The following is a 24,792-nucleotide window of genomic DNA, read 5'->3' on the forward strand; positions in this document are numbered from 1 at the left end:
TTATGTTTTGTTTTATATTATATGTGAAGTAAATTAGCTAAACTTTAAATTATTAATGGTTTAATACAGAAAGAGAGTTCAATATTCTTATTTTAAATATTGAACTCTCTTTTTGACGCTTAATTTAGTTATTTTAGTTTATACAGGACACTCAATTATTTGTTATCTTGCATATCTCTATTTATTCCTGATGCATCTTCAAAGTCATTCATTTCATCTGCCATGCTTTCAGTATAGTCAAATTCTGGCCATGAGATATTATTACATACTATAGGATCAGTAGCAGGGTTAGGAATAGGTGTAATATCACCATTTGGAGCTTTGCTTACTAGATCCTCATCATTAGGATGGTAGCCTGTTCTTTCATCAGGAAGATATACGTTTGAGTACTCTTCATGAACTTTTGTAGCACTAGATATATCACCGATTTTATGCTTCGTATTCTTATTCAATTTATATCGCCTCCTACAAAAATAGTTTTTGTAATTTAAATATATTAATACATGAATTATAAAAATTTAATTATTTTACTATAAGGATATTTGTATTAGAATAGGAATAAATATGGTAGTTTTTAAGAAAAGAATAAAAGGAGAGTTATTTATGTTTGACGTTAATGAAATAAAAAGTCTTAATGATTTAGAGTTTGGTGTTTATGATTACATAATGAAAAATAAAAATACTGTAATTTATATGAGAATAAGGGAACTTGCAGATGAAGCTCATGTATCAACGACTACGATACTTAGATTTTGTAAAAAATTTGGTTGTGAAGGGTTTTCTGAATTTAAAATTAAATTAAAAATGTTTTTAGAAGAAAATGAAAGTGTAAATATAAAGGATGATAAAAGTATAATAATAGAATTTTTAAATAGAGCTAATAATGATAATTTTAAAAATGATTTAGAAGAAGCTGCAGTTGCACTTAAGGAGGCTAAGTATGTATTTTGTGTTGGCGTTGGAAGCTCAGGGGCTATGGCAAGCTATGCATCTAGATATTTTGCAGGTCTTGGGAAATTCTCTCTTTCAATAACAGATCCATATTATCCTACTGAAGGTATATATGCAGAAGGAAGTGTAACATTTGTATTCTCAGTATCAGGAGAGAACCCAAGTGCTATAACACATATAAATAGAATGAAAAGTGCAGGAGGAAAAATAATATCTATTACAAATAGCAAAAACTGTACTATAGCAAATTTTTCAGACATAAAGCTTGCATACTATGTTCCACAACAGAAGAGAGGAACCCATGAAGCAACAACTCAAATTCCTGTTTTATATATGATTGAAGATATAGGAAAAAGAATGATTAACCTGTAACAGGATGTTTTATGTATAAAACATATTACTTAATGATGGTACATGTTTTTTAAGAGTATAATAGCATTTACTTAGTGAATTTTTGAAAATATAATTAGGGTATAAAAGCAGATGAGAAGATAGCTGGAGGTAATAAGTATGTTTTATGAAAAGTTAGATGGATTTAAAGAAAATTTTTTATGGGGATCAGCATCAGCAGCATATCAAGTTGAAGGAGCACATGATGCAGATGGAAAAGGACCTTCAATATGGGATGAATATGTTAAAGTACCAGGGAATACTTTTAAGAATACAAATGGTGATGTAGCAGTAGACCATTATAATAGATATAAGGAAGATGTTAAGCTTATGGCTGATATGGGACTTAAGGCCTATAGATTTTCTATTTCATGGACTAGAATATTCCCAAGGGGTAGAGGTGAAGTTAACGAAGAAGGTTTAAAATTCTATGATAATTTAATAGATGAATTAATAAAACATAATATTGAACCAATAATTACAATATATCATTGGGATTTACCACAAGCCCTTCAAGACCTTTATAAGGGATGGGAGTCTAGAGAAATAATAGATGACTTTAATAATTACTGTATAATTTTATATAAGAGATTTGGAGATAGAGTTAAGTACTGGGTTACATTAAATGAACAAAATATATTTATAGGTCTTGGATATAGATTAGCACTTCACCCACCAAAGGTAAGAAACTTCAAAAGGATGATACAAGCAAATCATATTGCAAGTTTAGCTAATGCAAAAGCAATAAAATCATTTAGAGAATATGTTAAAGATGGTAAGATAGGACCAAGTTTTGCTCTATCGCCTAATTATGCATATTCATGTAAACCAAAAGATGTACTTGCAATGGAGAATGCAGAAGAATTTAATGTTCATTGGTGGCTTGATGTTTACTGTAGAGGAGAATATCCAAAGGTAGTATTTAGATACATGGAAAGAATGGGCATCGAACCAATTATAGAAGAAGGAGATATGGAACTTCTTAAAGAAGGTGTTCCAGATTTTATGGGTGTTAATTATTATCAAACAACAACAGTTGAGATGAATTCATTAGAAGGTGGAGTTGATGATAGTGGTACATTTAATACTACAGGTAAAAAAGGTACATCTAAAGAAACTGGAATTCCAGGAGTATTCAAAACAATAAAAAATCCAAATCTTGAAGCTACAAATTGGGATTGGGAAATTGATCCTGAAGGTTTAAGAATAGGTATGAGAAGAATCACAAGCAGATATAATATCCCAATACTTATAACTGAAAATGGATTAGGAGAATACGACAAATTAGAAAATGGAGAAATCCATGATGAATATAGAATTAAATATTTAAAGAAACATATAGAAGCATGTAAGGAAGCCGTAAATGATGGTGTTGATTTAATTGGATACTGCACATGGTCCTTTACTGATCTTTTAAGCTGGCTTAATGGATATCAAAAGAGATATGGATTTGTCTATATTGATAGGGATGAAGATGATGAAAAAGAGATGAAGAGATATAAGAAAGATAGTTTCTATTGGTACAAGAAAGTTATAGAAACTAATGGAGAGGAACTTTAGATTAATAATTTTAAAAATAAGCATTATCAAGATGAATCCGTTATTATTATACAGATAAAATCTAATTTAATAATTTGAGAAAGCTTTTATAGGTTTCTCTTATATATAAAGTTTAGAAAACGTCTAAAATATTATGCTATATGCAAATTTAATAAAGTGGGTGGAATATATGAGTAAAAAAGGTCTTAAAATTGTAACTATTGGTGGTGGGTCAAGCTATACTCCAGAGTTAGTAGAAGGAATATTAAAAAGATATGATGAAATGCCGGTATCAGAGTATTGGTTAGTTGATATTGAAGATGGAAAAGAGAAGCTTGAAATAGTAGGAGCACTTGCAAAGAGAATGGTAGAAAAAGCGGGAGTTCCTATGGAGATTCATTTAACTCTTGATAGAAGAGAAGCTTTAAAGGATGCTGACTTTGTAACAACCCAATTGAGAGTAGGCCTTTTAAAAGCAAGAGCTAAAGACGAAAGAATTCCTTTAAGCTATGGATTCTTAGGACAAGAAACAAATGGACCAGGTGGATTATTTAAAGCATTAAGAACGGTTCCTGTAATTTTAGATATAGCTAAAGATATAAGAGAACTTTGTCCAGATGCATGGCTTATAAACTTTACAAATCCAGCAGGAATTGTGACAGAAGCATTACTTAGATATGGAGTTCACAAGAAAGTTGTTGGTGTTTGTAATGTACCAATAGGAATGGAATTTGCAATTGCAGAAACTTTAGGAGTAGAGAAAGATAGAATACAAGTAGATTTCGCAGGACTTAATCATATGGTTTATGCAGAAAGAGCTTATTTAGATGGAAAAGATGTAAGTAATGAAGTAATTGAAAAAATGATATTCTCAGAAGATGATCATAGTATGGCAAATATAAAAGCTTTAGGATGGGATGCTGCATTTATAAGAGCATTTGGAGTAATGCCATGTCCATATCATAGATACTATTACAAAAAGAGAGACATGCTTTCAGATGAATTAAAAGAATATGAAGAAGGCAAAACAAGAGCAGAAGTTGTAATGAAACTTGAAGAGAAGTTATTTGAACTTTATAAGAATAAAGATTTAGATGTAAAACCTGAAGAACTTTCAAAAAGAGGGGGCGCACATTACTCAGATGTAGCTTGCAATGTCATAAATGGCATATATAATGACAAGAGAAATGTAGTTGCTGTAAATACAAAGAATAATGGAACCCTTAAGCAATTTGATGATAATTCAGCAATTGAAGTAAGTTGTTATATTACAAAAGATGGTCCAGTACCAGTTGAGACAGTTGGAGAGCTTCCAATAGCAGCTCAAGGATTAACATCTCAAATAAAAGCATTTGAAAGATTAGCAGCAGAGGCAGCTTATACAGGAGATTACAATACAGCACTTTTGGCTATGGTAACTAATCCACTAGTTGGGGATGATATAAGAGGAAGAAAGTTATTAAATGATATGTTAGTTGCACATAAGAAGTATTTACCTCAATTCTCTAAAGCGATAGACGTGATTGAGAAGGTTAACTTAGCAGAGTTCTAGTAGTCTTAATATAAATATTAGATTTAAACCTAATATTTTTAAATTAGTAAAGTATAAAATTAATTGTCTACTATAAAATCATCTATGGGTTAAATAGAGAATTTTAAAAGTAAGATAGTGTAAAAGGAGGAGTTATTCCTCCTTTTTTGTTTTGAAGTATATAAAAGTTAGAACTTTTGGAAGCTTTATAAGAAAGAGTAATACATTTTTAAAATAAATTAGTAGTTTTATATAAAATAATTGTTGAATATAGAAAATGACCTAAATGTAAATTAAAAACAATTAATTTATATTATAGAAATTTAGATGAAAATGATGTGAATTAAGTGTTAATTAGGCGGCTAACTAATTGACTCTAAATATTTAAAGTAATATAATCTCATAATGAAAACTATATAGTTCTTTAAAAAACCGTATAGTTTTTATAAATAAATTATAAATATGGAGATAATAGGTTGGATTTAATTAATGAGAAAAAAGAGGAAATAATCAATACAGCAACATATTTATTTTCTAAAAGAGGGTATATGTCAACATCTGTTCAAGATATTGCTAAAGCATGCAATATTTCAAAAGCTACAATTTATAAATGCTTTAACTCTAAAGAAGATATACTAATTGAGATAATAAAATCTTTTAATAACCAAATGATGAGACTTATTGGAGGAGTAGATCTTAACAAAGATTTATCGCCTATGGAGAAGTATGAAGAAAAAATATATGTATTATTCAAACATTTTTCAGTCGATAGGGAATTTTCTTTGATGATGGCCCAGAATGAATCAATAAAAAAAGAAGAGAGTGTGAGAAATATAATTTTGTCTAACAAGATTTATATGACAAATCAATTGAAAGATATATTAATTGAAGCATATGGAGAAAGTATAAAATCAATAGTTTGGGATATAACATTATGTTTAAAAGGTATGATTAAAGAATTTGTAGTTATATTTGCAATCAGAGAGATTGCAACAGGGAACTATAGAGATATAGCAAAATTTATAGTAAGCTCAACTACAGCTCTTATAAATAAACACAAAGAAGATAAACCACTTATACCAGTAGACATTACAGAAGCTTTTACTAAGAATGATAAATTTAATTTGGATTTAGAATATCTAAGAAAAGAGTGGAGATTTAAAATAGCAAAAATAAAATCAATAGTAGTAACATCATCTTCAGTAATGGACAGAGAAAAGGTATTAGAAGCAATAACCTTGTTAGAGCTAGAAGGTCTAAAGGAGAATAGCAACAAGGTAATTATAGAAGCCTTAATAATGTATATAAGCAATAATGAAGAATTAAAAGAGCATGCTAATTATTTGAAGCATATATGGAACGGAATAAAAACGAAAGGATAAAATTTTATGAGTGAAGAAAACATAAGAGAAAAGAAAAAATTTAACCCGATACTTATATCAGCGGTATTTTTAATTGGAGGTTTTGTATCATTTTTAAATGGTACACTTATTACAACAGCACTTCCAACAATAATGAAAGATTTAAATATATCACCAACAACAGGACAGTGGCTTACAACAGCATTTATGCTAGTTACTGGAATAATGATTCCATGTACAGCCTATCTAATTGATAGATTTTCAACTAGAAAATTATTTTTTGCATCAATGGGATTATTCACGCTAGGTACAATACTTGGAGGATTTTCTAATAGTTTTAATATGTTACTTGTAGCTAGAATTATACAAGCAGCAGGGGCTGGTATAATAATGCCACTTATGCAAACAGTATTTTTAGTTATATACCCAAAGGAAAAAAGAGGATTTGCTATGGGGGTTGTAGGGATAATAATTGCCTTTGCACCAGCTATAGGACCAACACTTGCAGGAGTTATAGTAGATAGTCATCCTTGGAGAGATTTATTCCACTTAATAACACCTATATGTATTATTGATTTAGTATTTGCATTTTTTGCGCTTAAGAATATAAAAGAATCAAACAAAATAAAATTAGACATTATATCAGTGATTACATCAACTTTAGGTTTTGGAGGATTATTACTTGGATTTAGTAATGCAGGTACTGATGGATGGGATAATGCAAAAGTATTAATTCCATTAATACTAGGTATAGTTTCACTTATTATATTTACATGGAAACAACTTTCAAGCAAGAAGCCAATGTTAAACTTAAGAGTATTTAAGAGTATGACATTCACATATACAACAATAATAATAATGATAGCATATGCTGGACTTGTTTCAGCAGAGTTAATATTACCAATGTATATTCAAATGGCAAGAGGATATTCAGCACTTGATTCAGGACTTATGCTTATGCCAGGTGCAATAATAATGGGAATAATGAACCCTATAACTGGTAAGTTATTTGATAAATTTGGAGCAAGACTTCTTTCAATAATTGGATTAACTCTTCTAACAGCTGGTACATTTGGATTATCATTCTTAGGTGCTGATACAAAGATTGAACTTATAACATTTGCGTATTCAGTTCGTCTTTTAGGTATGTCAATGTTTATGATGCCTTTAACTACAGCTGGTTTAAACACATTAAGAAAAGAAGATTTATCACACGGAACTGCTGTAAATAATACAATGAGACAAGTTGCAGGTTCAATTGGTACTGCAATATTAGTTACATTAATGACTAAAGCAGCTTTAAAATCAGGAATATTAAATCCACAACTTGCACAAATACACGGAATGAATATTGCTTTTGCTGCATCAGGAGTTCTTACATTAATTTCATTAATTATAGCAGTATTTGTTGTTAAGAAAAAACCAAAAGAAGATGCTCAAGTTAACTAATTAATATTATAAGAAGATAAACTCAAAATAGTCTATTGAAGAATAACTATAAAAGGTGAATTTGTCTAATAGAAAAAGAATCTAAATATAAGATATAAACGTCAGAGATAAATATTTAGATGTGGAAAAAGACAAAATTAACATAAATAGTTAGATATAAAAAAATATATATAAAATTACTTAAATCATAATTAGAGGGAGTAGCAACTGTCATATCTTGCTACTCCCTCTAAGTGCGAATTTTATTGAAAATTGTCGGTTAAACTGATATAATGATTTTGTTTTCAAAATTTAGAGAATATAAAAAACAATAATATTACCTTATGGTGGTAATATAATTAGTTTGAAGGAGAGATTATATGCCGATAAGAATAGCCATCTTAGGTGGTCCAAGATGTGGAAAGACTACATTAATACAACAACTTTATGTTGATTTAAAAATAAGAGATTTAAATGTTGGAGTAGCAACGGAGTATAGCACTGATTACTTAAGAGATAAAGGTATGATAGAAACTATCGCAGAACAATATGGTATATATTTAGGACAAGCACAACTAGAAGAAAGCTTAAATGAATTTGATTATGCAATAACAGACTATGCAACTTTTGTGCCTTACATATATGGTAGATTCATGTTAGGTGATAAAAAGAGAACAGTAAAAGAAATAGAAATACTTAAAGATTTATATATACTAGCCTTAAGAGATTTGCCAAAGTATGATTACATATTCTTTGTACCAAGAGAATTTGGATATGCGAAGGATGGAGTAAGATGGCAAGATGAAGAAATGGCTGAATCAATAGATAAAGCAATCTTAAGTTTCTTAGAAGCCGAAAATGTTAAGTTTGAAACTATAACTGGCTCAACTAAGGAAAGATCTAAGAAGATACTTGAAATTATAGGATTAGAAGATGTAGAAGTAAAGGCAGCTATGCCACAAAAATAATTTTAGAAAACATGTTTATTAAAGTGTTCATATTTAATAGGCATGTTTTTTTATTTTATATTTATATTACTTGTAGTTTTATATAAAAAGTGATTTTAAGATTATTAAGAGTTATAAAGTAGGAAAAGTATAACAATGAAATTTGTAAGAAAAGGTAGTGTTCATTAAGATAGTGAATACTACTTTTTTATATTGATACTACAAGATTTAAGGGTATTGTGTGATTATATAGTCTAAATAAGTGTGAAGATATTTATATAAAATTATATCTACTGTATTTGGCTTTTAAGGAGCATGCTTAAAAGCTTTAAAAATAGAATCCACACAGATTATGGCATGAGAGTTGCTATTAATATAAACATAGATAAGAGAAATTTATCATAAGTGATATTGGAGGTTTTTAAGATGGAATTTAGAGTAGAGAAGGATTCTATTGGAAGTAAAAAGGTACCAAAGGATGTTTATTATGGAGTTCAAAGTTTGAGAGGGCATGAAAACTTTAGAATAAGTGGGATGAGTTTAGAAGAATCATTTATAAGAAGTTTAGCTTTAGTTAAGAAGGCTTGTGCTATTACAAATTGTGAAGTAGGAGAGCTCAAAGATAAGATTAAGGATGGTATAGTAAAAGCTTGCGATAAAATTATAAATGGAAATTATATGGATCAATTTATATTAGATCCAATACAAGGGGGAGCTGGAACATCAACTAATATGAATATGAACGAGGTTTTGGCTAATCTTGCAAATGAAATCTTAGGTTATGAAAAAGGACTTCAATATCCGGTTCATCCAAATGATCACGTTAATATGGGGCAGTCAACAAATGATGTAATTCCAACAGCTGGGCTTATTAATTGTCATGGCTTATTAGAATATTGTTTAGAGGAATTAAGAGATTTTGAAAATGCTCTTTTAAATAAAGGAAAAGAATTTGAAGATGTAATTAAAATGGGAAGAACAGAAATGCAAGATGCAGTTCCAATAAGCCTAGGTTCAGAATTTATTGCATATAGTAGAGCTATAAGAAGAGATATAAATAGATTAGAATCAAGACAAACGGAATTATTAAAAGTTAATCTTGGAGGAACAGCAGTAGGTACAGGAATAAATGCAAATCCAGATTATATAAAAGAAGTTGTAGGTAATTTAAGAATGTTAACTGAACTTAATATAACTCAAGCAGAAGATTTGATAGACGCAACTCAAAATGCGGATACTATTGCAGCACTTTCTTCAGATTTAAAGGTATGTGCAGTTAATTTAAGTAAGATAGCAGGAGATTTAATTCTTATGTCATCAGGTCCAAGAACAGGATTTTCCGAGATTAATCTTCCTGCAAAGCAAAATGGTTCTTCAATAATGCCAGGTAAAGTTAACCCTGTAATGCCAGAATTATTAAAGCAAATAGCTTTTCAAATAATAGGTAATGATACAACAGTAACACTTGCTGCAAGTTCAGGGCAATTAGAGCTTAATGCTTTTTATCCAATAATACTTCTAAATGTATTCCAATCAATTAGAATTTTAACTAATGGAGTTCATACTTTAACTAAGAATTGTATAAATGGAGTAGAGGCTAATGAGGAGAGATGTAAAGAACTTGTGGAAAAGAGTATAGGAATAGTTACTGCCTTTGCACCAAGTCTTGGTTATGAAAGATCTGCATTTATTGCAAAGAAGGCACTTAAACTTAATAGAAATATTAAAGAGGTTATAAAGGAAGAATTAGGACTTAGTGATGAAGAAATAACTAAGACGCTTAATATAGATAAGATGGTTAAAATAAGTGGATAATTTAAATGTTTGAAACTAATAAAGGCTAGTTAGGGTTTTTATGGAAAGTTAATTATAGACAATTAAATAAATTTAATATATAAAAAGTTAGGAAATAAAGTGGAAGCTAATCTAATTAAATAGGGAAGCCTCCATTTTATTTTTTATAATATTAATCTTCAGTTTTAGTAGCTTGTCTATTACTTACATAAATTGATATAAGCATAATTAATATAAATTCGGATGCAGGGAAATAGAGATTTAAATTATCCTCAATTATATTGGTATATGATATTGCAAGTTTATATTCTTCAGGGAATTGAGCCTTCAATCTATTATGAAGAGTGACTGTATCTAACGTTATAAGGCTAAGTCTATCGTAGATTAAGTCTATATGAATATTAAATAATGTTTCATATAATTTAACCTTAAAGAATTTTTTTATATTATTGTCAAATTCATATAGCTTATCATTTGTCTCATCAAAGGTTGCATATGAAAAGTTATATCTGTAATTATCAGAATGCTTTTCTATACAATCTAAATATTCTTCTAATATAGTATTATAATCAGAAGCAATTGAGTTTTTACTTGAAGCTAGTATTTCACTTTTATTAATTAAATTTTTATAAGCTGTAAATATTGCATGCTTTTGATTTTGGAATGAATGACTAGTTATTTTAGTATTATCATCATAAATAAAGTATCTATTTATAGAATCCAATGTATCTAAAACAGTTCTTTCTTCAATCAAAGGATTAGATAATTTATGTTTTATTTCTTTTGGAAGATCAGGACTATTTATTTTAATGTGTTTTTTGTTATTTATAAAATAATCAGTATATGCATTTGCAACTGCAAGCTTTATATCATTTTTGAGTTGTCCTACATTGTATGGACAATCATAGGATAGGAAGCAAAGTAATGCATTATAAGATATGTACACTGGGCTGTTTAAGTTGTGGCTTTCTTCCTTTAGGAAGGTTTCAATTAAAGTAAGTCTTTCTTCAAGACTTCTCTCATGAAGGTTTGGCATTTTAATCTTTATAGAGATTCTTCTTAAAAATGTGCTAAGTAATGTTTGGCTTATATCTTCATTTGTAGCGCATATTATCCTAACTGATGATTTTATCTTTTTAGAGACTTCACCAAACCTTCTAAAATAGCCTGTATCCATAAATAAGAATAACATTTCTTGTCCTTCACTAGGTAAGTTGTGTATTTCATCTAAAAATAATATTCCACCATTCGCTTTTTCAATAAGGCCTGCTCTATCTTCAGTAGCTCCAGTAAATGTACCTTTCTTTACACCAAATAAATGTGAGCTTAATAGCTGAACATTATTTGAGTAGTCAGAGCAATTAAAATGTATAAAAGGAATATCATTATCTTTAAAGAATGAAACTGCATAGTCGTGCATAAGTTTTGCAAGCATGGATTTACCAGAGCCAGTTTCACCAATGATTAGAGAATTCATGCCATTTGGAGGATATAAAATAGCAGTTTTAGCAAGTTTTGTTGCTTCAGTTAGTGATGGATACAGATAGGAAAGTTTATCAAGAGATGATCTTAAATTAAAATCTATGTTATTTGGATTTTTGAGATAGTACTTTACTGGTCTTGTAGAATTTTTAAAAAGTCGTTCCTCCTTTACTAATCTATTTAAATTTTTACTTATGTTTGAGCGCTCTATATTTAAAGCATCGCAAACATCCTGTGTTGTTACCCCATTACCTTTGTCTAGTTTCTCAATAGTCTCATAAACTAAATCGACTCTTTTCAAATTGTTCACCCCTAATACCTTTTAATATATTTATTTTATAAGTAAATTCTTTATAATTACTTTTTTAAATATTTAGAGTAATATCACTTAATGTATTTATTTTATTTCCCTATTGTCTAAAATAAGTATTTTAAGCTTATTTAGTGTGCTTAAAATAAGGAATATTTACATTATTATGTATTATTCTAATGCACACTCTATAGAAAATCAATGATTATTGAAAAGGATATCATTTATATTGGCTAAAATAGGTCATTTATAGATGTTAAAAAATGTTGGCATATTAATTGCTATTAATATAGGCATAAGTAAATAAAATATTAAAATTTTAAAAAATTTATCAAAATCTAAGGGGGAATTATAAATGAAAAAAATATTTTTATTCTGTGACGCAGGTATGTCAACTAGTCTTTTAGTTTCAAAAATGCAAGAGGTTGTAAAAAAACATAACTTAGACATACATATTGAAGCAAATCCGTGTGTTAAAGCTCATGCCTTAATTCAAGAGCAAAGACCTGATTGTGTATTACTTGGACCACAAGTAAGATTTATGCTTAAAAAAATGCAAGAAGAGTGTGAGCCATTAGGAATACCAGTTGATGCAATAAATGCAGCTGATTATGGAGTTATGGACGGAGAGAAAGTATTAAAGCATGCAATTAAATTAATCAAGAAAGCATCAAAGTAATTTACTAAAGAACAAGATAAAAGAAACATTAATAGATAAAGCAATATTTTAAGTGAAAAGGGTTAAAGTTTACTTGGTATAATAGCAAAATTTAATATTGAGGGGGAAATACAAAATGAACTTTTTTATGAAAAAGCTTGAGAAAATATTAATGCCTATGGCAGAAGTTATAGGTAGAAATAAATATTTAATAGCTATAAGAGATGGTTTCTTGGTTTCGACACCACTTTTAATTATAGGATCACTTTTCTTACTTATAGCAAACTTTCCAATTCCAGGATGGAATGACTGGGTAGCGCAATTCTTAGGAGAAGGATGGGCAGCTAAGCTTACAACACCAGTTGCAGCAACATTTGATATTATGACAATATTAGCTGTAATGGGTATAGCTTATAGCTTAGCAAGACAGTTAGATATTGATGCAATTCAAGCATCAGCAACAGCTATAGTTGCATTCTTTATTGTAACTCCTTATAAGATTGATTTCGCTCCAAAGGGAGAAGATGTAAGTTACATCGTTAAAGGTATTCCATTAGATTGGGTAGGTTCTAATGGATTATTCCTTGGAATGATAGTTGCCCTTGTTTCAGTTACTATATTTGCAAAGATTCTTAAAAAAGGTTGGGTAATTAAAATGCCTGCTGGTGTTCCACCAACAGTTGCAAAATCATTTGAAGCATTAATACCAGCTGGAATAGTTATTGTTATATTCTTCGCAGTAAATTATATATTTGCAGCAACAGCTTATGAGACAATACATAATTTTGTATTCAAAATGCTACAAGTACCACTACTAAAGCTAGGTAATACACTACCTGCAATGATTATTGCATATCTGTTCTTACACGGATTCTGGTTCTTTGGAATCAATGGATCAAGTGTTGTTGGAGCAGTATTTAATCCAGTATTAAAGGCATTATCAGTAGAAAATTTAGAAGCTTTCCAAGCAGGACAAGAAATTCCAAACATTATAACAGGTCAATTCCAAGATATGTTTGCAACATTTGGAGGCGCAGGAAGTACATTATCATTACTTATTGCAATTATTTTAGTATGTAAAAGCCAGAGGGTTTCTAAGATTGGTAAACTTTCATTCTTACCAGGAGTATTTGGTATAAATGAACCAATTATATTTGGTCTACCAATCATGCTTAATCCAATAATGCTTGCACCATTTGTTTTAATACCAACAATCAATATAATTATTTCATATTTTGCAATGTCAGGTGGACTGGTACCATATACTAATGGAGTTCAAATTCCATGGACAACACCACCAATTATTTCAGGTTTCTTAGTTTCAGGATGGCAAGGTTCAGTGCTACAAATATTACTAATAATCTTAGGGGTATTTATATACATTCCATTTATAAAGACAATTGATAGACAGTACCTAAAAGAAGAAGGCACAGCGGCACTTACTGAAGATGATGATGACGATATAGATTTTGATGATTTAGAGTTATAGAATTTAAGAATTTAAAAATAAAAATTAGAAGATTTAGATAAGATATAAAGGTTTAGGAGGAGAGATAGAGCAATGGTTAAAATATTACTAGTATTAAATCATGTACAAGCTGGAATGGGAAGTGATGAAAACGCAGATTTACCACCAGCTGGAAAAAAATCAATAATAGGACCAGGAAAAATGATGGAGCCTTATTTCAAAGAAATGGACGGGGAGATAGTTGCTACTTTGTATTGTGGAGATTTATATTATCAAAACAATGAAGAGGAAGTAAAGAAGAAGTTTGTAGCAATGGCGAAGAAGTTAAGTCCAGATGTAGTAGTATGTGGGCCAGCTCTTCACTATCCTAACTTTGGAGAAATGGCAGGGGGACTTGCTGAAGAAATAAATAATAAATCAGATATACCAGCATTTGCGGCTATGTCTTTAGAAAATCCAGCAACAGAAAAATATAAAGATAAAGTTATAGTTGTAAAAACACCTAAAAAAGGTGGAGTTGGATTAAATCAATCAATAGAAAATATCTGCAAGATGGCAGTTAAACTTGCTAAAAAAGAAAATGTAGAAGATTTAAAAAGAGAAGTATGTTTTTAGAATAAAAGAAGTGAATGGATAGTAGAAAAGCAGTAGAAGTGGAGGAATTTATTATGAAGTGGGCTATGATAGCAACGTGGAGAATGGCAGTTGAGGGAATAACAGAAGCATCAGAAGACCTTAAAAAGGGTGGGTTTGCAGGAGATGCAATAGAAAAGGCAATAAAAATGGTTGAGGATTTCCCTTATTATAAATCAGTAGGATTTGGTGGACTTCCAAATGAAAATTGTGAAGTTGAACTAGATGCTGCATATATGGATGGAGACACTCTTTCAATAGGTGCAGTTGGAGGAATTAAAGATTTTAAGAATCCAATAAGTATCGCAAGAAAGCTTAGTGAAGAGAGATTTAATTGTTTCTTAGTTGGAGATGGTGCAGAAGAATATGCACATAAAGAAGGCTTTAAAAGAGAGAATATGCTTACAGATAGAGCAAAGAGATATTACACAAAGAGAAGAAAAGAAACAATTGAAAAAGGATTAAGTCCATATGATGGTCATGACACAGTTGGTATGATAGCTGTAGATAAAGAAGGAAAGATGGTAGCTGGTACATCAACTAGTGGTCTTTTCATGAAGAGAAGAGGAAGAGTTGGTGATTCACCAGTATCAGGTTCAGGATTCTACTGTGATAGTGAAGTTGGTGGAGCATCAGCAACTGGTCTTGGAGAAGATTTAATGAAAGGTTGTATTTCATATGAAATAGTTAGACTTATGAAAGAGGGAATGCATCCTCAAGAAGCTTGCGATAAGGCGGTTCAAGAATTAAATGATAAGCTTGTAAAAAGAAGAGGAAAGTCAGGAGATCTTTCACTAGTAGCTCTTAACAACAAAGGTGAATGGGGAGTTGCAACTAATATAGTAGGGTTCTCATTCTCAGTTGTATCAGAAGATGAAGAGCCAACAGTATATGTTTGTAACGAAATTAAAGATGGAAAAACAACTTACGAAAAAGCTTCAGAAGAGTGGCTTGATGCTTATCTTAAGAGAATAAAATCACCAATAACTTTTGACTAATAACTAATTAATTATTAAATGGGTCAATTTTAAAGGTTTAAACTAAAAAAGATTAGAGTATATATAGTCTATGTTTAAATAATTATGAAAGAAGATGAGAAATTAGATATGAAAAACGTAGATAAAGATAGTCTAGAGATTGCGTTTTATGAGAAGGTTTTGGAATATAGAAGTGAGCTTTTATTCAGTATACGAAGATTAGTTCAAATAAACAGTGTTGAAGGTAAAAAATCCTTAAATGCACCCTTTGGAGAAAATCCTAAAAGGGCATTAGAGGAAGCTTTAAGGATATCAAGAAAATTGGGGTTTAGAACGAAGAACATAGGAAATGCAATTGGGTATGCAGAGTACGGTGAAGGGGAAGAATATATAGCAATTATTGGACATGTAGATGTAGTTCCGGCAGGAAAAGGGTGGACTTATCCTCCTTTTGATCTATCAGTTAAAGATGGGAAAATATTTGGTAGAGGTGTTCTAGATAATAAGGGACCAATAATGGCAGCACTTTATGGAATGAAGATAATAAAGGATTTAAATCTTAAAATTTCAAGAAAGATAAGAGTAATCTTTGGTACAAACGAAGAGACTGGATTTAAAGATATTCCATATTATCTAAATGAAGAGAAGCCACCAATTATGGGATTTACTCCAGATTGTAAGTATCCAGCAGTATATGGAGAGAGGGGAATACTTGATGTAACTATATGGAGTAATCCGATTAAAGATTGTATTATAAAAAGTATAAAAGGAAATTTTAGAAATAATATGGTACCAGATTTCGCTGAGATAGAAATATTTAGAAGAGAATCATTGGATGGAGAGAATATAAATTGGCAAACTGAAGTTGCGGAAAAGATAAGTGTTAAAGGATCGCAAGCACCTGGTAATGCACCAGAAGCTGGAGAGAATGCTATTACAACATTGTGTAAAACCTTACATGGAATAGGAAATAGTAGTTTTACAGGTGAACTAAAAGAGTTCATAGAATTTGTATATAAAAACTTCCATGAGAATTATTCATTAGAAAAGAGCGGTATAGAGTGCAAAGATGATATATCAGGAAGTTTAGTAGTAAATCCATATAAGTTATCTATTAGTGGAGATCGAATAGGATTATCTGTTGTATTTAGATATCCAATTACTTATACTCACAAAAATATGATAAGTATAATAGAGAGTATCATAAATGAAGGATATAAGATAACTGAAAACAGAAGAATGGATTCAGTTTGCTTTGATAAAGACCATGAACTTCTTAAAAAGCTACAAGAATCTTATGAAACTGTAACTGGATTTGATGGAACACCAGTAACTACAACAGGGGGAACTTATGCTAAGGTATTCCCAAACATAGTAGCCTTTGGACCATCATTTCCAGGACAAAAAGGAATAGGTCATAATAAAGATGAGTACATGTATATTAGAGATTTACTTCTTAATACAGAAATTTTTACAAATGCAATTTACAATTTAGCGAAATAACTTAAAGTTGCCTTGAGGAGAGTAAAATATACTCTTATTCAAGGCAATTTATATATAATTTAGAATTTCTATTTAAGAAAAACGCTTTTGAATGTATATATAAATCAATAACAGAAATTGCAGAAGAGGTATCTTTAGGAGAAGCAACCATAATTAGACGATTAAGTTAGTAAATTTAAGTTTTATGTATAGAAATATATTTGCGTTAATGAATTCAAACTTTAAAAGTAATAATAGATGTAAGAGTCTCTTTTATGGATATAGGTTTCTTTATAATATTATGAAATGTTGTATTCTAAATGATTGTAATGTAATATAAAAATAAATGTAATATATTAGAAAAGATTATGGTAAAGGGAGAGGTTAAAATGAATATATATGAAGAAGCATTAGAATTTCACAAAGAACTTAGAGGAAAGCTTGAAATCAAATCAAGAGTTAAAGTAAACGATGAGAAGGATTTAAGTTTAGCCTATACGCCTGGAGTTGCAGAACCTTGCAGAAAGATTCATGAAAATAAAGAATTAGTAAATACATATACAAGAAAGTGGAATACAGTAGCTGTTGTTTCAGATGGTACAGCAGTGCTTGGACTTGGCGATATTGGACCAGAGGCGGCACTACCTGTAATGGAAGGAAAGAGTGTACTATTTAAAGAGTTTGGAGATGTTGATGCAATTCCAATAGTTTTAGATACAAAGGATGTAGATGAAATTGTTGATACTGTAGTTAGAATGGCGCCTACTTTTGGTGGAATAAACTTAGAAGATATTTCAGGACCACGTTGCTTTGAAATAGAAAAGAAGCTTCAAGAAAGATTAGATATTCCAGTATTCCATGATGATCAGCATGGAACAGCTATAGTTGTTTTATCAGCTTTAATTAATGCTTTAAAAGTTGTAGATAAGAATAAAGAAGATATAAAAATTGTTATAAATGGTGCAGGAGCAGCAGGATGTGCAATAGCGAAGCTTCTTTTATCATGGGGGGCTAAAAATATTGTTATGTGCAACATAAATGGGGTACTTCATAGAGATATGGAACAAGAAAGTGATATTCATAGAGAGCTTGTTAAAGTTACAAACTTAAATAATGAAAAAGGTGGACTTTCTGATGTAATAAAGAATGCTGATGTATTTATAGGAGTTTCAGCTGGTAATGTTCTTTCAAAGGAAATGGTAGAAACTATGAATAAGGGTGCTATAGTTTTTGCTATGGCGAATCCAGTACCAGAGATATTCCCAGAAGATGCAAAGGAAGCTGGCGCTAGAGTAGTTGGAACAGGACGTTCAGATTTTAAAAATCAAATTAATAATGTATTAGCTTTCCCAGGTATGTTTAGAGGGGCACTTGATGGTGGTGCTAAGAGAATAACAGAAGAAATGAAGCTTGCAGCAGCATTTGCTATTGCTGATTCAGTTAAATCTAATGAGCTTTCAGAAGATTATATTATGCCAAAGCCATTTGATAGAGATGTTCAAATAAAAGTAGCAGAAGAGGTTAGAAAGGCAGTTAAATATATTAATAAATAAAATAAAGTAGATGTAAATATAAGGTTGATATTGTTAGTTTAAGACGAGAAAAATGTAAATAAATGGTTGACTATGGTAAAAATATGAAATATAATTTAAATATAGAAAATGAATAATAATTGCAAACGAAAGCGTGCTACCATAAAAAATGGGCATAAGCTAAAAAAGATATATTACTATCTTTTTTAGCTTTTTTTTATGTGCAAATTACATTAATTAATAAAAATATACTCAAAAGGGGAGAATATCAATGAAAAACGTCAAGAAAATTGTTAGTAGGGCAGTGGCATTAACAATAGTAACAAGTCTTATAGGGAATGCTCCATTAATAGCAAAGGCAGATATTAAAAAAGGGAATATTAAAGAGGGCGTTACAGTAACAGCTAAAAGCAATACAAATGGTCATGATGTTAACTTAGCTATGGATGGAGATAAATCTACTTACTGGGAGTCATCAAATCATTATAGATGGATTGAAATAGATTTAAATGGGACCTATAGCTTATCAGAAATTAAGATATTTAATAAATTAGAAGGATACTATAACTACAATATATATGCTTCTTCAGATGGGGAAAATTTCATTAAAGTAGCGGAAAAGAGTGATTCAAGTCCAGCTAAATCAGAAGGGGATTCTCATAATCTAGGAAATATGTCAGCTTCAAAGATTAGAGTAGATGTAACTTTTAGCTCTGCATCTAATAACTCAAACATTGCAGAAGTTGAAATTTATGGAGAGAAAGTATCTAATGAAAAGCCAGTTGATAAACCAATTTCTGTGACTGATTTCAATGATACAAAATGGTCAAAAGAATATAATAATTTTGCAAATGATAAAGCTTATGCTAATGAAAAAACTATAAAAGAAATGTCAAACATGGTTGGAAGAGTTATAGGAGATGAGTATAAAGATAAGTTTAAATTTGAGGTAAGAAAAGCTACGTCAACAGGAAATGATGTTTTTGAAATTGAAGATTCTAAGGATGGAAAGATAGTAATAAGAGGAAATGATGGGGTTTCACTAGCGTCAGGTTTTAATTATTATTTAAAGAATTATTGTAATGTAATGTACAATCCTATGATGGGATCAAATCTAAATATGCCAGAGAATTTGCCTAAAGTTTTAAAGAAAATAGTTATTGATACACCATATGAACATAGATACGCACTAAATTTTTGTACTTATTCATACACAATGGCATTCTGGGATTGGGATGAGTATGAAGCATTTCTAGATTGGGCTGCAATGAGCGGTTATAACTTAGTTTTAGATATAGTAGGACAAGAAGAAGTTTTAAGAAGAACTTTAAATGAGTTTGGATATTCTGATGAAGAAGTAAAAGAGTTTATATCAGGACCTGCTTATTTTGCATGGTTTTATATGCAGAATATGACTAGCTTTGGAGGACCACTTCCAGATAATTGGTTTGAAGATAGAGCTGAACTTGGAAGAAAGATGCACGATAGAATGCAAACTTATGGAATAAACCCAGTGCTTCAAGGATATTCAGGTATGGTTCCATTAGATTTTAAAGAAAAGAATAAGGATGCTGAAATATTACCACAAGGTGAGTGGTGTGGATTTGATAGACCTAACATGCTTAAAACTTTTGTAGAGGATGGTAAAAGGGATTATTTTGCAGAAGTTGCAGATGTATTCTATGAAAAGCAAAAAGAGGTATTTGGAGATGTGACAGATTATTATGCAGTTGATCCATTCCATGAAGGTGGAAATACTGGAGGGATTGATGAGGGAAGAATTTACGGAACAATTCAAGAAAAGATGATTGAACATGATAAAGATTCAGTTTGGGTTATACAACATTGGCAAGGAAATCCATCTAATAATAAAGTAAATGGATTAAAGAACAAGGATCAAGCTCTAATTCTAGATTTGAATTCTGAATTAAATCCAGGATATAAAAGATTTGATGACTTAGGAGTACCGTGGGTATGGAACATGCTTCATAACTTTGGAGGAAGAATGGGTCTTGACGGACAACCAGAGAGAATAGCAAACAATATACAAGATGCATATGCAGATTCAAAAAATATGAAGGGGATAGGAATTACACCAGAAGCAATAAATAATAGTCCAATAGTTTATGAATTACTTAGTGATATGATATGGACTAGAGATAAAGTTGATTTTAAAGAGTGGACTTATAAATATATTGAAAGAAGATATGGAAAAGAGAATGAGAATATAAAAGAAGCTTGGGATATACTTCTAGAAACAGCTTATAACAAAAGAAATGATTACTATCAAGGGGCAGCAGAGTCAATTATAAACTCAAGACCAGACTTTACAATAAACAGTGCATCGACTTGGGGAAATAATAAGATTCCATATGACAAGAAGGAATTTGAAAAGTCATTAGAATTATTTATAAAGGCTTATGATGAATTAAAGGATAGTGAGGCATTTATATATGATTTCCTAGATGTTGCAAAGCAAGTACTTGCAAATTCATCTCAAGAATATCACAAAGAAATAGTAAATGCTTATAAGAAGAAGGATTTAGCTAAATTTGAGAAGATATCTACTCAGTTCTTAGAACTTATAAGATTACAAGAGAGAATATTATCTACAAGTCCTGAATTCTTAGTTGGAAATTGGATAGAAGATTCAAGAACAATGCTTGAGGGTGCTGATGATTGGACAAAGGATTTATTTGAATTTAATGCAAGAGCTCTTATAACAACTTGGGGTGATTACAAAAATGGTAGTTTAAAGGATTATTCAAATAGACAGTGGGCAGGTCTAACAGGAGATTTATATCTTAAGAGGTGGGAGACTTGGGTTAATGGTTTAACTGAAGAATTGAAAACTGGAAAGAAAGCTCCATCAATAAATTGGCATAAGATGGAGTATGAGTGGGCAGTTCAAAAGTCAAGTGAAGAAAAGTCTTATCCAACTGAAGGATCAGGAGAAATTTTAAGTGAACTTGCAACTATAGCTATGGAGAAATTCTCTGTAACAAACATGGAAAAATTCTTAGGTGAGAGTGGAAGTGTAGCAGAGAAAGTTAATATAGCTTTAGGAAAAACAGTTGAAAGTAGTGTACCTACTAATAGTGAATATCCAACTAAAAATCTTACTGATGGAAATACAGGTACATCATGGATTGCAAATGGAGTTACATGGCCAGCAAGTTTAACTGTAAATCTTGAAAAATCATATAATGTAGATGGAATTCAAATTGCATTTAATCAAGCCGCTGGAGGCTTCCCTATAACTTATAATGTTGAAATATTTAGCGGAGGTAAATGGACTAAGATTGCAGAAAAGACAGAAGGAACAGTTACAGGAACTATAAATATAGATTATAAAGGTAGCGCTGAGAAAGTTAGAGTTAACTTAAATAGTAATGATAAAAATTTAGTTCCAGAATTAACAGAGATAATGGTATACGAAAGTGCGGATGAAAAGGTAAATTACGAAAATGTTGCATTAGGTAAGCCGGTAACTGGAACTAATGCACAAGGTGGAAGTGCATTATCAAATATTACAGATGGAAAAGAAGATACATTGTGGATAGCAGATGGAGGCAAGATACCATCAGAAGTAACTATAGATTTAACTGATTCGGAATATATTGAAAAAGTTGAATTAGTATTTGAAAAGTCGGGGTTACCATTTAAATTTAAGGTAGAATCTATAGACAACGATGGAAATAAGAAAGTGATATTAGATAAAACTAAGAATGATTCAGTTCTTGAAGGAACGTATGAGATACCTGTAAATGATAATATTAAAAATATAAAGGTATCATTTACTGGCAAGGCAAATGTTGGTGAATGGCCAGGGGCTTGGCCTGCAATTGCAGAGGTTAAGGCATTAAGACCAGTAAAAGAAGAAATTGAATCTGTAAATGTTGCTTTAAATAAGAAAGTAACAGGAAGTAATGCAGAAGGTGGAAAGCCATTATCAAACATAACAGATGGAGATGAAAATACTATATGGGTTGCAAGTGGTGGAGCAATGCCAGCAGAAGCAACTGTAGATTTAGGGAAAGAATACTTTGTTGAAAATTTAGAATTAGTATTTGAAAAGGCTGGATTACCATTTAAATTTAAGGTAGAGGTTATAGATGGAAATGGAAATAGAAGTACTGTTTTAGATAAGACAAACAATAATGAAGTATTGGAGAAATCATATGTTATTCCAGTAAATAAGAATATAACAAACACAGTAGTAACAATAACAGGTAAAGCACAAGTTGGAAATGCTCAAGGAGCTTGGCCTGCAATTGCTGAAATAAAAGCATATTCAAAGCCAGAAAATGTAGCTATAAATTCATCTATTACTCCAAATGTTGATGGTAAGATGAATTCTTTAGTAGATGGTTATGCTAAAACTTCAGTTTCATTAATAAATGGAGATGCAAAAGAATATGTAATTAAGTTAGATAAAAAATCTGATATTTCTGCAATAGAGACAATAAAAAGTTCAAATGAGGCTCTAAGGTATAAGATAGAATATACAAGTGATAATGAAAACTGGAAGACTATAGTTGATAAATTATCAAATGATAAAAATGTAGAAAGCAATCTTAATATGTTACCTCAATCAGTACTTGCAAGTGCAATAAGAGTTACTTATGGAAATGAGAATATTACTTTAAATGAGCTAAAGATCTATAAAGCAGATGTAACTGGACCATTAGTAAACTATATAGAAAAGGTTCAAAAGGTATATGATAGTGCAAAGGTTGGAGAATTCTCAGGAGAATATAGCAACGAGTCAAAAGATATTCTAGAAAATGCTATAAATTCTGCTAAAGAAGCTTCAAAGAGAGGTCTAAATTCAGAGGAAGTAGGACAAGAGATAGATAAGCTTAAAGAAGCATTAAAAGAGTTCTATAAAGGTAAAGTTACAATTAATAGAATAAACTTAGCATCATTAATAAGTAATGTTGAATATGTATTAGATAATATAGATACTGAGATGTTAAATAAATTAACAAAAGAAGAGAGAAGTATAATAGATGCATTAAAGACAGAAAAGGATAATGCAGTAAAAGTATATGAAAAAGTTAAGGTTACTCAGAAAGAAATTGATGATTCATATGATGAATTAAACAAAGCGTTAGATAGCTATATTGAAGTAGCTGATGCAGAAAATGGATACAATTCTATATTAGGCATAGCTAAAGAAAAGGTTGGAAATGCAGTAGTTGGTGAAGGTCATGGCCAATATTCTAAAGAATCAGTAGATGAGCTTAAAGCAGCAATAGAAAAATCAGAAAAAGAGTTTAAAGTGGCAGAAAGCTCTGAGCAAATTAAAGAAATAACGAAGACTCTAAAAGCTGCATTAGATAAGTTTGAAGAAGGAGTACATGTTGTAAATAAAGATGCATTAAAGAATATTATAGATGAAGGTAAAAAGGAACTTGAAGGAGCCTCCGGAATATATACTCCGTCTGCAATAAAAAAATATAAGGAAGCTATAGATGTTGCAACTAACGTATTAAATGATAAAAATGCTAGTCAAAGTAAAGTTGATGAAGCTATAAAAGAGTTATTAGAAGCTCAAGATGAATTCAATAAGTCCTTAATTGTAAATAAGGATAATTTAAAATCATTAATAATAAAGGCAAAAGAACTTATTAATGATCTTAAAAAATATGATGGTACAGATGATGTAATAAAGAAGATAGAAGATTGTATATTGGAAGCCGAAAAAGTATGTAATAATGATGATATAGGAGCAGAGGAAGTTAAAAAGATTACAGATAAATTAAATGATGTTATAAAGTTTGGAGAAGATAAGTTATCAGAGCTTCAACAAAATAATGGCAATAAGCCAGAAGAGGATAATAAGCCGGGAGAGGATAACAAACCAGGTGATGGAAATAATACAGGAGACGGAAATAACAAGCCAGGTGACGTAGAGAATAAGCCTGGAAATGGAAATAATAAACCAGGAGATGAGAACAATAAACCTGGTAATCAAAGTAATAATCCAAATGATATTCCAAATACAGGAGGACAAGTTCCAACTATGGGTCTTATATTAGGGGGAATAATGACAGCAGCTGGAGCATTCTTAATAAAGAAAAAGAGAGACTAATAATTTACTTTAATTTAGACCGTTATATTAGAGCTTTATGTAGGTTAATCTTGAACATTTATAACATTTTATAAATAAAGGATTAATTAACTCATATAATCATTTACTGAAAATTATGGAAGTATTATATTAGTTATAAGATGATATTTTATTATTAAAAATAATTTATTACTTATAAATAAAGATACTATACATAAAATTAGTGAATGTGA

16 protein-coding genes are annotated in these 24,792 nt (G+C 30.4%); 14 read left to right on the forward strand and 2 right to left on the reverse strand.

What is annotated here, in order from left to right; genetic code table 11:
• Positions 1-155: 155 nt before the first annotated feature.
• Complete coding sequence (locus JOC62_RS00200) at positions 156-452, reverse strand: hypothetical protein (RefSeq protein WP_207758126.1); 297 nt, start codon at positions 450-452, stop codon at positions 156-158.
• A gap of 151 nt (positions 453-603) precedes the next feature.
• Here JOC62_RS00200 and JOC62_RS00205 point away from each other — a divergent pair, with 151 nt between their 5' ends.
• The 7 genes from JOC62_RS00205 to JOC62_RS00235 all read left to right on the forward strand — a co-directional run bounded on the left by JOC62_RS00205 (position 604) and on the right by JOC62_RS00235 (position 9,962).
• Entirely contained in the window at positions 604-1,323 is a 720-nt protein-coding gene (locus JOC62_RS00205; RefSeq protein WP_204593142.1) for a MurR/RpiR family transcriptional regulator, read from the forward strand.
• 138 nt (positions 1,324-1,461) lie between these two features.
• Complete coding sequence (locus JOC62_RS00210) at positions 1,462-2,901, forward strand: glycoside hydrolase family 1 protein (RefSeq protein WP_204593143.1); 1,440 nt, start codon at positions 1,462-1,464, stop codon at positions 2,899-2,901.
• 169 nt (positions 2,902-3,070) lie between these two features.
• Positions 3,071-4,432 carry a 6-phospho-beta-glucosidase gene (locus JOC62_RS00215; protein ID WP_204593144.1) on the forward strand — a complete coding sequence of 454 codons (1,362 nt, stop codon included), beginning with the start codon at positions 3,071-3,073 and terminating at the stop codon, positions 4,430-4,432.
• Between the two features lie 455 nt (positions 4,433-4,887).
• Positions 4,888-5,793 (forward strand): TetR/AcrR family transcriptional regulator, encoded by a 906-nt coding sequence (locus JOC62_RS00220; RefSeq protein WP_204593145.1) that lies wholly within the window; start codon positions 4,888-4,890, stop codon positions 5,791-5,793.
• Between the two features lie 6 nt (positions 5,794-5,799).
• Positions 5,800-7,221, forward strand: a complete 1,422-nt coding sequence (locus tag JOC62_RS00225) for an MDR family MFS transporter (RefSeq protein WP_204593146.1) — start codon at positions 5,800-5,802, stop codon at positions 7,219-7,221.
• Positions 7,222-7,580: 359 nt separating this feature from the next.
• Complete coding sequence (locus tag JOC62_RS00230; RefSeq protein ID WP_204593147.1) at positions 7,581-8,168, forward strand: AAA family ATPase; 588 nt, start codon at positions 7,581-7,583, stop codon at positions 8,166-8,168.
• A gap of 405 nt (positions 8,169-8,573) precedes the next feature.
• Positions 8,574-9,962, forward strand: coding sequence for an aspartate ammonia-lyase (locus JOC62_RS00235; protein ID WP_204593148.1), 1,389 nt, complete (start codon positions 8,574-8,576; stop codon positions 9,960-9,962).
• Positions 9,963-10,113: 151 nt separating this feature from the next.
• On the opposite strand, the gene JOC62_RS00240 is transcribed toward JOC62_RS00235, so the two are convergent.
• Positions 10,114-11,724, reverse strand: coding sequence for a sigma 54-interacting transcriptional regulator (locus JOC62_RS00240; RefSeq protein ID WP_204593149.1), 1,611 nt, complete (start codon positions 11,722-11,724; stop codon positions 10,114-10,116).
• A 364-nt stretch (positions 11,725-12,088) separates the two neighbouring features.
• Between JOC62_RS00240 and JOC62_RS00245 the strand changes: the two genes are divergently transcribed.
• The 7 genes from JOC62_RS00245 to JOC62_RS00275 all read left to right on the forward strand — a co-directional run bounded on the left by JOC62_RS00245 (position 12,089) and on the right by JOC62_RS00275 (position 24,580).
• Positions 12,089-12,412 carry a PTS sugar transporter subunit IIB gene (locus tag JOC62_RS00245; protein WP_204593150.1) on the forward strand — a complete coding sequence of 108 codons (324 nt, stop codon included), beginning with the start codon at positions 12,089-12,091 and terminating at the stop codon, positions 12,410-12,412.
• A gap of 115 nt (positions 12,413-12,527) precedes the next feature.
• A complete protein-coding gene (gene celB / locus JOC62_RS00250; RefSeq protein ID WP_341534771.1) occupies positions 12,528-13,880 on the forward strand; it encodes a PTS cellobiose transporter subunit IIC in 1,353 nt (450 codons plus the stop codon).
• Positions 13,881-13,952: 72 nt separating this feature from the next.
• Positions 13,953-14,474 carry a GrdB-related putative oxidoreductase gene (locus JOC62_RS00255; RefSeq protein WP_204593151.1) on the forward strand — a complete coding sequence of 174 codons (522 nt, stop codon included), beginning with the start codon at positions 13,953-13,955 and terminating at the stop codon, positions 14,472-14,474.
• Between the two features lie 53 nt (positions 14,475-14,527).
• On the forward strand, positions 14,528-15,490 hold the full coding sequence (locus JOC62_RS00260) for a glycosylasparaginase (RefSeq protein ID WP_204593152.1): 963 nt from the start codon (positions 14,528-14,530) through the stop codon (positions 15,488-15,490).
• Between the two features lie 108 nt (positions 15,491-15,598).
• Entirely contained in the window at positions 15,599-16,972 is a 1,374-nt protein-coding gene (gene pepV / locus JOC62_RS00265; RefSeq protein WP_204593153.1) for a dipeptidase PepV, read from the forward strand.
• A gap of 368 nt (positions 16,973-17,340) precedes the next feature.
• Positions 17,341-18,504, forward strand: coding sequence for an NAD(P)-dependent malic enzyme (locus JOC62_RS00270; protein WP_204593154.1), 1,164 nt, complete (start codon positions 17,341-17,343; stop codon positions 18,502-18,504).
• Positions 18,505-18,754: 250 nt separating this feature from the next.
• Positions 18,755-24,580, forward strand: coding sequence for an alpha-N-acetylglucosaminidase TIM-barrel domain-containing protein (locus JOC62_RS00275; RefSeq protein ID WP_204593155.1), 5,826 nt, complete (start codon positions 18,755-18,757; stop codon positions 24,578-24,580).
• The last annotated feature ends 212 nt before the right edge of the window (positions 24,581-24,792 follow it).

Origin of the sequence: Clostridium sardiniense, from assembly GCF_016907995.1 — a bacterium.
Taxonomy (GTDB): Bacteria; Bacillota; Clostridia; order Clostridiales; family Clostridiaceae; genus Clostridium; species Clostridium sardiniense.

Excerpts from the sequence above, each read along its gene's own strand:
- JOC62_RS00205 (WP_204593142.1), top strand. The coding sequence starts at position 604 with ATGTTTGACGTTAATGAAATAAAAAGTCTTAATGATTTAGAGTTTGGT.
- JOC62_RS00210 (WP_204593143.1), top strand. The coding sequence starts at position 1,462 with ATGTTTTATGAAAAGTTAGATGGATTTAAAGAAAATTTTTTATGGGGA.
- JOC62_RS00215 (WP_204593144.1), top strand. The coding sequence starts at position 3,071 with ATGAGTAAAAAAGGTCTTAAAATTGTAACTATTGGTGGTGGGTCAAGC.
- JOC62_RS00225 (WP_204593146.1), top strand. The coding sequence starts at position 5,800 with ATGAGTGAAGAAAACATAAGAGAAAAGAAAAAATTTAACCCGATACTT.
- JOC62_RS00230 (WP_204593147.1), top strand. The coding sequence starts at position 7,581 with ATGCCGATAAGAATAGCCATCTTAGGTGGTCCAAGATGTGGAAAGACT.
- JOC62_RS00235 (WP_204593148.1), top strand. The coding sequence starts at position 8,574 with ATGGAATTTAGAGTAGAGAAGGATTCTATTGGAAGTAAAAAGGTACCA.
- JOC62_RS00245 (WP_204593150.1), top strand. The coding sequence starts at position 12,089 with ATGAAAAAAATATTTTTATTCTGTGACGCAGGTATGTCAACTAGTCTT.
- celB (WP_341534771.1), top strand. The coding sequence starts at position 12,528 with ATGAACTTTTTTATGAAAAAGCTTGAGAAAATATTAATGCCTATGGCA.
- JOC62_RS00255 (WP_204593151.1), top strand. The coding sequence starts at position 13,953 with ATGGTTAAAATATTACTAGTATTAAATCATGTACAAGCTGGAATGGGA.
- JOC62_RS00260 (WP_204593152.1), top strand. The coding sequence starts at position 14,528 with ATGAAGTGGGCTATGATAGCAACGTGGAGAATGGCAGTTGAGGGAATA.
- pepV (WP_204593153.1), top strand. The coding sequence starts at position 15,599 with ATGAAAAACGTAGATAAAGATAGTCTAGAGATTGCGTTTTATGAGAAG.
- JOC62_RS00270 (WP_204593154.1), top strand. The coding sequence starts at position 17,341 with ATGAATATATATGAAGAAGCATTAGAATTTCACAAAGAACTTAGAGGA.
- JOC62_RS00275 (WP_204593155.1), top strand. The coding sequence starts at position 18,755 with ATGAAAAACGTCAAGAAAATTGTTAGTAGGGCAGTGGCATTAACAATA.